Genomic DNA, 10,679 nt, shown 5'->3' with positions numbered 1-10,679 from the left:
GTTGGCCCTTTTTTTATTTTATAGTCATCAATTATGCTATCGGTACTAAACGCGCTACCTTTCACTCACAGGGTGACGCACGGTGTAAAGTGCTTTTGATTCCCATGACTTTAGTTTCGAACCATCTCATGCGCTTCAAAGTCAGTATTTCCAATTAACTTTTGTGTGGCATATTTGATCTACTTACGTGTAACCATCATCTCACCTTACCCGCATGGATAATCGCCAATCGCAGAAAAACTTAGCGACAAGTCTAATAAAGGCTGGTATCCACCTTCTTGCAATACCTCTTTAAACTAAAGGCTTTGATTATCCCCTGCAAGGTATAAAGTTATATATCCCTTTGTTGGGATAGCACGGCCAATATCCTCTAATGGGGATCAAACCTCATAATATGAAGTGACAACTTGTGATTTATAGCCCACAACAATTAGCCAGTACTTTATTGCTAATACGCAAAAAAATAAGTGGACTCAGTTCGAAGTGGCAAAGAGAGTCGGCATAAAGCGAGCTACCATTTCTAACTTTGAAACTAGACCAGATAAAGCCACGCTCTCTACCATGTTTAAAATCATTCAAGCCTTAGATCTGACAGTAAAGGTTGAAACAAGAAGTGAGAGCAAGAGAATGTTGTAATGCCTTTGTATTACACACAATACTTGAACGACCACCTTAAGGTTCCGATAGAGAGTTAGCCATACTTTAGGTATCTCAAAGCCCCATGGCTTTGAGTTTTCTATTGTTCTTTCATTACATAAAGTAAATCACATTAGACTTTTAATAATATCGCCAAGTTTGTAACTATAAAAGTTCACTACGGTAGACTTTTATGTGATAACTCAATGTATCCACTATAAAAGTGAACTTTAATAGACTTTTATTTAAAATCTACGTATAAATAACTTAAAAGTCTACTAAGGCATACTTTATTGCATCATGCTATATGGAGGTTCTATGGTTAAGAAAGTAAAAGCAACTGAGTCACCAGATCTAAGCCAGGTGTTCACACCATCACTACTTGGTGAGGCGATCAAAGCAAAAAGAACTCAAAGTAAAATCACTCAGCAAGATGCAGCATTGCTTTCTGGTGTTTCAAAACAAACCTACATAAAAATTGAACAAGGCAGCTCCGATATTAAACTAACCTCTTTAATGAAAGTTGTGTCTGCTCTAGGAATAAAGATATCGATACAACCATGGCAAGACTTAGATGCTTCAGTCTCATCGCAGGAGAAAGGTAATGATGTCTGGGTCTAATCAATACATCCTCGATATAGTCTATAGCCAGCAAGTCATAGGCAAACTATCACTGAGTAAAGAAAGTGATGCTCTATCTGTATTCTACAAGCAAGATTGGATTGATAATGGGTTTCCCATATCGCCACACCTTCCATTTAACTCTGATATACCATCAGTCAATATCAGGAGGTTCTTACAGAATTTGCTCCCTGAAAATAAAGGGTTAGATTATTTGATCGACTTTCTTGGCGTATCACGTTCAAACGTATTTGCACAAGTTGGTGGTATTGGAACAGATACATCAGGTGCAATGATGTTCTTATCTGAAGGTGTTTCTCCAGTTCAAACTGAAACCTCTTTCAACCCAATCAACGATAGTGAATTAATTAAGAAACTATCTGACCCTGAGCTTGGGTATTTAGAAATATGGGAAGGAAAACCAAGACTATCAGTAGCGGGGGTTCAATCTAAGCTAAACGTTTTATCTATCGATGGAAACTTAGGGTTTGGAGAGGGTGAACTATGCTCAACTCACATTGTGAAGTTCGAAAAAAATGACCAACAACACCTTGTCATAAATGAATTTGTGACGATGAAGTTAGCGAAGCTAGTTGAACTAGATGTTGCTGATGTTGAGTTGCGGTATTTTGACCAATTTCCAGCCTTAATTGTAGAGAGATTTGATCGAAAGCTATTTAGCTCAACAAGTGTGAAACGAAGGCATATGATCGATGCCTGTCAAGCTTGTAACCTAGGTGTCGATAGAAAGTATGAACGAAACTTAGGTAAACAAAGAGATGTCAGTCATATTCGTGATGGTGTCAGCTTCACCCGACTTTTTTCGGTAACAGAGCAATGTGAAAACCCATTAGCGGCAAAACTAGCGATCCTAAAGTGGGCAATGTTCAATCTCTGCATTTATAACGCAGATGCACATGGCAAAAACTTCAGTTTCTTTGTCCAAAAATCGGGCTTAACACCAACGCCACTTTACGATCTAGTCAATGTAAGGATGTACCCTGAATTTGAGCAGGATCTTGCGATGGCAATTGGGGATGAATTTGACTCAGATTCTATTAATGCCTACCAACTTGTAGAGTTTGCTGACGATTGTGGTATTTCACCAAAATTGCTTCAACAGAGCCTAGTAAAGATCGCAAATGACATTATAAACAACATTGATGATGCTATATCTCTCGTCACTCCTACTTCTGATTCACAATTACCTTATTTAAACCGATACCGTGAAATCGTTGTGGCTAGATGTAAGCACTTCCTTAAACAATCACCACTCATCACTGAAATTGAGCTTTAACTTATAGATAAGCTATCTAATCAGAATATAGAAAGCACAAAGAGCAAAAGCTCTTTGTGCTTTCTACTTGATAATTAACGCAGCCAGTTCAGTTACTGATGAGGAAGTTGAACCGATAGAAATTAGATAAGTTTAGGGGTTACTCCATATCACCTAACAAGTAATCTTCATCGCTACTCACTACTGCGCCGTGCTTTAAGAAGTTCTTACCTAGGATCATGCTGTATTCAAAGCGAGAACGGTCTTGAAGGTTTACCCTCACCTCTTTCTCTAGGTCTCCGAGCTTAACCTTCATTTCAACGACAGGGCGAATGTTCACCTTCTCACCTTTCTTGGCTTTAATGCGCATTACATCAATCACTGGCTTAGTGAAATCTTGCTTATCACCTTGGTTGTTTTGATAGGTAAAGCTCACCATGTCTTGGCCATCTTTCTTAAATCGTTTGATGTTGACTGCGTTCATTGAGCTTACATCGGCACCGGTGTCGAGCTTGGCCGGGAACTTCATGCCGTTCACTTCAACGACTTCGATGTGCCCTACTTTAAACAGTGGCTCAGCTTTCAGAAGGTAATCAGAACGCGTATTAACGTAAACGCCTTCTTTTGCCATCTTCTTACCTAAAATAAAGTACGCTTCTTTCTCATTCGTATTGAGCACGTCGATGGCAAACTCTTGCGTACGCACTTTTCCAGACACCGCAAACTCACCACTTACAACCGGACGAGTATCATCCCCGACTTTAAGCTTCTTAATAATTGGCTTGGTCACCTTCTGCTTCTCACCATTTACATCGGTAAGATAAAATTCAACGGAAGCATCTTTGCCTTTACCTGTCATTTCAAAACTGTCGACCTTCAACAAAGGCGTATTGACCGTGAAAGAAGCCACCGCCTTAAGAGGAAAGTCATCTAGGGTGATGTCCTCTTCCGGCGAGATAATCATAGGCTCACCAGACTCAGCCACATCACTAAAGTTCTCTGAACCTTCTGATAAAATATTCTCAGCACTGGTGTCAATCATGAAGAGTTCGCTGGCTGTGTTGGTTCCAAATCTCAACTGCGATTCACTACTCGAGCGCTCACGTAGGTACACCAGAACGTCTTTAGTTGTGTTTTCATCGAGTTGAACCGGCACATACACCAAAGGTCTTTTTTTACCACCTACACTTAACATACGAACTAATGGCAGTGTCATCTCTTTCTGCTTACCATCGTTGTCGAACATATCAAACGTCACTTCACTGTTCTTCTTATCTACATCGATCTCTTTCGCATGAAGAATGCTGTAGCGATTTTTTAATGAGAAGGTCGCGTTCATCGCCATTCCCGAGATAGACATCACCTCTTTTCGGCCAACAACCGTCGCGTTTTCCTGCTCCTGCAAATAGTCGTAACCAGCAAACACCAGTGCGTTATCCGCAAGGAAGGTTTTGCCGATCAATACTGGCGCAGAGAAGTGGCTTCTGTCGGTCAGGTTAACGTCTGTTTTTAACTCTTGATCCGCAATGGTGAGCGACATTTTGACGGTAGGGCGAAGCAAAGGCGTGCTGCTGGTGCGGCTGCGTATTATGCTGACACGCTCTAAAGGCGCTTCGATTAATACCATGTCACCCGTACGTGGGTTTTGAACCTTGAAAGAGACCACAGCTTCATATTTCGCAAAGGTGCTGCCATCCCAATCATCGTAATCAACATCGGAATTGTTCAACAGGTCTTCGGTTAACGCCGCCATCAACTCTTTGTCTTTGAGGTTTTTGTAGTCGGCATTAGAGCTCTTCACATGAATGTCTTCCGCATGCATAGAAGTGGTTTCTGCACCGGTATCGATTTTACCAATGAAAGGAACGTCTTTTAGCCCTTGAACGCTAGATAGGTATACATTCTCTGTACGCCCTAATACCGCCTTACCATCGAGTTCGTAGGTCGGATTTTGAGTGGTGTGTGAAGTGTCTGTAGCCAAAGAATACTGTGAAAAAAGTAGAGTGCTTAAAAGAGTTAGAGCCAAAGGTATCTTTTTCATTAGTTGGTCCGTTGTGATCAGTTCACTAATAATACTGGCGATTCGGAAAATAGTTCCCCCACCAGCAATGGTTCTCACATAACGTTAACGCTATGAGTTTTTCGATGACAAACCGATGACTTAGCGCAGCATTCGCTTATCGATTATTGACCATTGGATACCCGATAACCTTTTCAATATGTGGTGTTCTATTGAAAAAATAAATACCAAAAAGGCCAACGACAAGCGCTGACCTTAGCGATTCAAAACACACCTGAAGCGAGTTTAACTTGCTAAAACACAAACGATTCTAGATAAACATAGCACTAAAAAGTGCCGACTGTTTTCTTTGCACAGATAGCCCGAGCTTTTTCTGCGTTCTCACCTTTATTTTTGATAGAGCACTGTCGATAAGATTCGACGTAGCGCTCAAATAACACTTTGGCTTCAAGTTGTGGTTTAGAGAGCAGTTGGTTAACGAATTTTCTTGAGCCGACCTCAAAATGCTGAGTATCGATTGGGCTATTCCAATCCCCTCCCCAGATCATAAATCCGTGATGAGCAAACAGCTCAACCACATCTTCTGCCATGCCTCGGCGTTCAATTTCATCACGAGCACGAAAACGAGTACGGTTCACATAACGAGTCGCAGATTGTGAAGGCTTTACCGTGATTCTTCCGTTGCTATCAAACTCTAAGAAAGGGTTTTGAACTGGGTTGATGTCGATTGCCACACCATAGGCATGTTTCGACCAACCTCCTCCGCCTGTAATAGGACGAGCGTTAAAGGCGCTGCTGTTGTTCGCGTCCATTGAGGCGCTATCATCACCTCTGAATTCACGCATTAGGCGAGCGGAATGAAGAGGAAAATTGCGCCGTTTAAGCTCTGAAAAGATTTGTTCAACAGCTGGCGCAATAACATCAAGCACGATCATATTGCCCTGTGCGTCTCCCCTTTGAAATTAATGAAATCGAAATCCACTTTAGATAACCGCTCACAACCAACAGGCGCACCGCTGCTCAATACATTGTTCTTTTTCATCATATCGCATTGCCATTGAGATATAGGCGCAACTTGAGCATAACTCGCAGCACTGAGCACAGTGGCCAGACAGCCGACAATAAAACGTTTCATATCAAAGACTCAAAATAATAAGAGTGGAAAGTAGCAGAAGTTGGAAAATAGCATAAGTTAGAAAATAGCATATTAAGCCAAGTTGAGCGCACGATTTGTTAGCGCGCTTTATTCCAATAGACAATCTCTCTAACTCGTCCGTTCTGATCCTTGTCAGCTTCTCCACCAACATCAGAAAGTTCAGGTAAGGTCGATAATTGCGGAGCGTAATAGGCAATCAACATCAGTACAAAAGCATCGTAAATATCATCTATCGCGACGTCTTTACGCTTGGTATTTGAAATGGACAACGACAAGCCGTCACACCACTGAGGGGCAAGTTGCTGAATAATAGAAAGCCTTTCCTCTTTGCCTTCTTGTGTTCGTTTTGAAAACGTCAGCGGTTCACCTTTCAATGCTGCAAACACAACTTCAGGATGTGATTCCCTGATAGAAAGATTGGGATGAGTTTCAATGAGCTCATCAAGCTCGCGGATCTTGGGCACAATTCCCCAAGTCTGTTTAGAAAACTTCTTATCGAGCTGCTCCACATTGGCACTACACGCCGCAATGTAATCGGTTTGGTAAACCGCCTCACGACACGGAACAGGAAAAACGGAAGAGCCACGCTTACTGGTGAGAAAACGCCTTGCCGCTTTATCGCATAATCTATCTGGAGTAAGCGAATCGCTAAAGCCAATTGGCATGTCGATTAGCGTCATCGAACCTGCAAATTCATCAACCAACTCATCGAGGGTGTTTACCACTTTAAACGCAGGTACCTCATTGTCTGAGACAATCCAAGCAATCCAACCCGCCTTGCAGCCATCAATTCCGATGTATTTCATTGTGTTCTCGATGATTAGTTTGTTGAGGGTTATTTGGGATAACTAGCCACTTAATGATCAGTGCCACTCATTAATTAACAGTCGGCTTTTCACGCCACGTACCTGTAAACCCATTGCATCGAACACCTCTTCGAAGTCTCGACACTGTGGTGGAATATTGGGTAAAGAAAGTGCTGCTTCAGAAAAGAATTGTTGTTCAAAATGAGCCGAATCGCTCCACGCCAATTGCCACCATTCGAGAATACGAAACTTAGACGCTCGAAGTTTTTCAGCAGTAGGAACTTTGTCACTTTTGCTTAGGTTCTCTTTGCTTGTGGTCGGAAAGAGGTTCCACTTGTCGTTATTCGGCCAATAAGCAAAAGGCAAGCAGTGATCAACGTGATACTCATTTTTTAATGATTTTCCACTCCAGACACTGAAAATATCGGTACGTTCAGATCTAAGTTGTTCGACACGTTTACGCACATCGCGAGTATCGTGGTTTTGATCGATCCATACCAAGCAGTCGTGATATGTCTGTAGTGAGATACTTCGCTGTCGGTTCAACTCGAAACGCTGCATCTCCATGACCCACTGATTCACCACCAGCGGTTCAATCCAAGAGTGGTAGATTCTAAAGCACTCCCACAGGCTTTCATCGAGAGTAAAATAACCAAAACTTTCTAAGAACTCACTATCAATGACCAGTGATTCTCGGCTCTTCCGTCGTTTTTGTGGTGGGTATATATCGAATAGTCGGTTGTCTTTCGAGCCTTGATAAATAAAAGTCACAGGCCCTGATTTAATGGTACTGATCGTTTGTGAAAATAGCTTTTGTAGAGCCTTGGCTTCATCGCCGAGAAACATAGCGCCTATCGCTAGATCATCAGCACTTAGGTGTTTGAGTTTATTCCACCCATCCTCTTTTACAAACCCAAGCCCCTTCGTTGTGTTGCTATTTTGCTGAATCCCAGCGCCTTCTATGTCGATATCAATCAGTCGCTTAAACTGCCTAACCCAATACAGAGCAACCAAGCCCACTGGTAGAGAAATTTTCCCATCAGTTCGATCAATCACGGCGCCTGAATGCGCATCCGCAATTCGCAGTAATGTTCTCAACAAAGCCAACTTGTATGTGGCCGACTTATTGTCATTCACAATAATGTGGCGCACCTTGTTCAAGTCACCGGAGCCATCGTCTGGGAGTGTCATCACCACGGTTTGCCACCACACTTCACTGCGGTTCAATGTATCTTGGCTATCATCAACATGACGAACCAACAAGGCGCTATTTTTTGATAAACGCTCGAGCTCTTCAACCGAGACTTCATAGCCTTGTCGACTGTCTTGAAACTCCCCATGACGTAGAGTTATCACCAACTTGCCATTTGGAGCCAGCAAGTTAGACAACTTTCTAAATGCACGCTCTCGATGAGACGAGGCTAAATGCATCCATACTGCGCTCACCAATATCAAGTCAAAACGCATTCCGAGGTTTTCAGTGCGGCTAAGCGAGGGAAGTGAATCATCAACCCAGGTAACACTTGGGCTTGTATATTTCGAGCCTTGTTCGCGTAATGAAGCACTTGGTTCTATCGCAATAACATCAGCTCCGGCTTTGTGCATCCATAGCGCATCACGACCACTTCCTGCACCAACATCTAGTACTTTATCGCCCTCTAAAGGCCAATAAGCTTGCCAGCTTTTATGTACCGTCTCGAACGTCACTGAGTTGTACTGTTCACAAAGTGTGTGAGCATTTTTATCGTAAAAAGGAATCGATGAGGACATATGCGCTATTGGGGTTAGGAGTCTATCTCAATAGTAATGGGGAGCTTAGGCGATTGCTAGCAAGTCATGTAAGTTCAGCCACACCAATCAATATTTATCGTTAGTGACTGTTTTATATCAATATCCACCTAATGAGCTCATCAGGCGAGTCACATCACGAATCAGTTTCGTCAGCAAAACAAAAACAAACAAGGTGCAAGCTGACGTGCGAACAGAGATAATTGTTTGAATATGATTAACTCGCCTCAAGTACCTAGCTGATAAAGACTAATGACCACATACTCACACATAGATACCCCGTTCAACCTGCGCCACACTTGTTGGTTTTGTGGTGAACCTTCCAATGATGTTGTTGAATTCCCTAAGACTGCACAAGCTATTGCCAAGATAGACTATTCACCGATAGTACTGCCGGCTTGCAAGGAGTGTGCGAGAATTAACTATTCCAAGAGTCTGACTTCAATTTGGGCGGTGCGCGATCAGATAAAACACACTCTCATAGACAAGTACGCTAAGCACCTTGGCATCGGTGAGAACTGGACGGAGCAAGAGCTGATCGATTCTGATTTCTCGGGCTCGACGCTTGGCGGGTTTGGCCGTAGTGCTTGGAAGATGTATCAAATAGCCAAACAACGAGTCGATTATAGAGGCTGGCCTTTGTCGGTTGATGACATCCCACTTGAGGTATACGACGAAACCAGTGGCTTTGAGTTTGACGGTACTCGTTATGCTTCAATCAATTCGTGTATCGATTATTTCACCAAGGCTTCGAGCGTAGACAAAGAGCTGCTATCGCAACTTGTCGACATCGTTTCAACAGACCGTTTTAGCTACGCGCTTCGAATCGCCAAGCTGAATAAGAATGTCTCTAATACCAAACGCTCAGAGATCATCGAAGAAATTTTGCAGCAAGAATCTGAACAAGAAGAGATACTGCTTGAACAAGCTAATTCACTGTTCAACCCAAATGTCGAAGAGGTCAGCATTTCAGGTTCGACGGCTCCAGTGTTCGCTATTCAATGGGCAATGATGAATAACGTTAAAGACTTAGCTCACCTTTGCGCGCTCGAGGATGATTATTTTGACTATTTCGAGCCCCTCGGGGGCCCTGCAGCTTTCATGTCTTATAACGGCCTACAACTCTACTTAGAATCTCGTCAAGATCCGGAATGGGTAGAAAAATCGGATCCAAATAAACAGTATTGGTGATCATGAGCCATTACTGGTGAACACGTGTAAGCTCGATAACTGTGTCAAACACCCATTGTTAGTCATTGTTTTATATAAAGATCTAAAAATAGCCCCCTATCACAGTTAATTGTTGCAATTCGGTTAAATAGAGTGAAAACTTCAAGCATCTAAAACTATTTAATCACTGCAATCTTGTCGTGAGTAAGGAGTGAATTGTGCTTGCTGTTCTTCGTATTATTTTGGCGACGGTGTTTATTATTTTCACCACTCTATGTGCTTTTGGTTACTGCTTGTTTAGCCCCAAAAACCCAAAGCATGTGTACGTTTTTTGCCGTTGGTTCAACCAATTACAAAAACTCGTTGGGGTAAAGATCCTACAGAGAGGCCTAGATAATGCGCCGACACAAGAAAAGAGTGTCTACATATCTAACCACCAAAGCGTGTTGGATTTTGTGACCGCCCCAGGAATGTTAAGGCCTCGCACGGTTTCTTTAGGCAAACGCGATTTGTTGTACGTGCCCTTCTTTGGTCTGCTGTATTGGATCACCGGTAATATTTTAATTAACCGCGAAGACAAGTCCAAAGCACGCGATACCATCAAGCAAGTGGCGGAAGCGATTCACCAGAGAGATCTGTCTGTTTGGGTTTACCCTGAAGGAACGCGCAGTAAAGGGCGTGGACTACTGCCATTCAAAACGGGCGCTTTTCGAATGGCGATTGAAGCTGGCGTACCTATCACCCCGATGTGTACCAGCACCACACACAATAAGATTGACCTCAACCGAGTTAATAATGGCATTGTGATCACCGAGATGCTGGAGCCTATAGATGTCTCTGGATACAAGCTCAGCGACGCGAGAGAGTTAGCGAATCGCTGCCATGCCTTGATGGCTGAAAAAATAGCAGAGCTTGATGCCGAAGTGGCTCGTTTAGAGGCGCAACAAAACCCAGAACTGGATTCAGACGGTTCTTCCGTGCGCTAACAGTAGTCACAGAAGGAACAAGAACCAACTCGCAACGAACCCACAGAGTCATTGCTCAGTTACTTAAAAAGACACTCAACGATCGCAACTCTCATTGTTCTTGTTTTACTTGCTGGCGCTTATCCGCAAAATAAAAACAGGCGTTAATGGCTTTATAGAGCAATGGGAGTAAACGATGAAAGTGATTCACCATGGCGGCAAACATACCGTCACAGGATCT

Annotated in this window: 8 protein-coding genes and 1 pseudogene; 5 read left to right on the top strand and 4 right to left on the bottom strand. The window is 42.9% G+C overall.

Annotated elements, in window-relative coordinates; translation table 11 throughout:
• Window positions 1-483: 483 nt before the first annotated feature.
• From AB4232_RS20125 to AB4232_RS20115, 3 genes are all read left to right on the top strand, one after another.
• A complete protein-coding gene (locus tag AB4232_RS20125) occupies window positions 484-636 on the top strand; it encodes a helix-turn-helix domain-containing protein (RefSeq protein WP_372087856.1) in 153 nt (50 codons plus the stop codon).
• Window positions 637-954: 318 nt separating this feature from the next.
• Complete coding sequence (locus AB4232_RS20120) at window positions 955-1,257, top strand: helix-turn-helix transcriptional regulator (RefSeq protein WP_009848316.1); 303 nt, start codon at window positions 955-957, stop codon at window positions 1,255-1,257.
• A complete protein-coding gene (locus AB4232_RS20115) occupies window positions 1,241-2,554 on the top strand; it encodes a HipA domain-containing protein (protein WP_372087855.1) in 1,314 nt (437 codons plus the stop codon). The genes AB4232_RS20120 and AB4232_RS20115 overlap by 17 nt, the downstream gene beginning before the upstream one ends.
• A gap of 139 nt (window positions 2,555-2,693) precedes the next feature.
• On the opposite strand, the gene AB4232_RS20110 is transcribed toward AB4232_RS20115, so the two are convergent.
• From AB4232_RS20110 to AB4232_RS20095, 4 genes and pseudogenes are all read right to left on the bottom strand, one after another.
• Window positions 2,694-4,574, bottom strand: a complete 1,881-nt coding sequence (locus AB4232_RS20110; protein ID WP_372087854.1) for an ATP-dependent zinc protease — start codon at window positions 4,572-4,574, stop codon at window positions 2,694-2,696.
• Window positions 4,575-4,879: 305 nt separating this feature from the next.
• Window positions 4,880-5,688 (bottom strand): annotated as a pseudogene (locus tag AB4232_RS20105) (M15 family metallopeptidase).
• Window positions 5,689-5,786: 98 nt separating this feature from the next.
• Window positions 5,787-6,515 (bottom strand): DUF429 domain-containing protein, encoded by a 729-nt coding sequence (locus AB4232_RS20100; RefSeq protein WP_372087853.1) that lies wholly within the window; start codon window positions 6,513-6,515, stop codon window positions 5,787-5,789.
• A 57-nt stretch (window positions 6,516-6,572) separates the two neighbouring features.
• On the bottom strand, window positions 6,573-8,285 hold the full coding sequence (locus AB4232_RS20095) for a class I SAM-dependent methyltransferase (protein WP_372087852.1): 1,713 nt from the start codon (window positions 8,283-8,285) through the stop codon (window positions 6,573-6,575).
• Between the two features lie 270 nt (window positions 8,286-8,555).
• On the opposite strand from AB4232_RS20095, the gene AB4232_RS20090 reads away from it, so the two are divergent.
• Window positions 8,556-9,494 (top strand): hypothetical protein, encoded by a 939-nt coding sequence (locus tag AB4232_RS20090; RefSeq protein ID WP_372087851.1) that lies wholly within the window; start codon window positions 8,556-8,558, stop codon window positions 9,492-9,494.
• Window positions 9,495-9,691: 197 nt separating this feature from the next.
• A complete protein-coding gene (locus AB4232_RS20085; protein ID WP_372087850.1) occupies window positions 9,692-10,459 on the top strand; it encodes a 1-acylglycerol-3-phosphate O-acyltransferase in 768 nt (255 codons plus the stop codon).
• Window positions 10,460-10,679: the final 220 nt, after the last annotated feature.

It is taken from the genome of Vibrio sp. 10N.286.46.A8 (assembly GCF_041470165.1).
Taxonomy (GTDB): Bacteria; Pseudomonadota; Gammaproteobacteria; order Enterobacterales; family Vibrionaceae; genus Vibrio; species Vibrio tasmaniensis_A.
Note: the sequence above shows the minus strand (reverse complement) of the source record. Positions and strands in the feature narration are given on the sequence as shown.

What these genes read in the sequence shown, in the direction of transcription:
- AB4232_RS20120 (WP_009848316.1), top strand. Translation starts at nt 955, where the DNA reads ATGGTTAAGAAAGTAAAAGCAACTGAGTCACCAGATCTAAGCCAGGTG.
- AB4232_RS20115 (WP_372087855.1), top strand. Translation starts at nt 1,241, where the DNA reads ATGATGTCTGGGTCTAATCAATACATCCTCGATATAGTCTATAGCCAG.
- AB4232_RS20110 (WP_372087854.1), bottom strand. Translation starts at nt 4,574, where the DNA reads ATGAAAAAGATACCTTTGGCTCTAACTCTTTTAAGCACTCTACTTTTT.
- AB4232_RS20100 (WP_372087853.1), bottom strand. Translation starts at nt 6,515, where the DNA reads ATGAAATACATCGGAATTGATGGCTGCAAGGCGGGTTGGATTGCTTGG.
- AB4232_RS20095 (WP_372087852.1), bottom strand. Translation starts at nt 8,285, where the DNA reads ATGTCCTCATCGATTCCTTTTTACGATAAAAATGCTCACACACTTTGT.
- AB4232_RS20090 (WP_372087851.1), top strand. Translation starts at nt 8,556, where the DNA reads ATGACCACATACTCACACATAGATACCCCGTTCAACCTGCGCCACACT.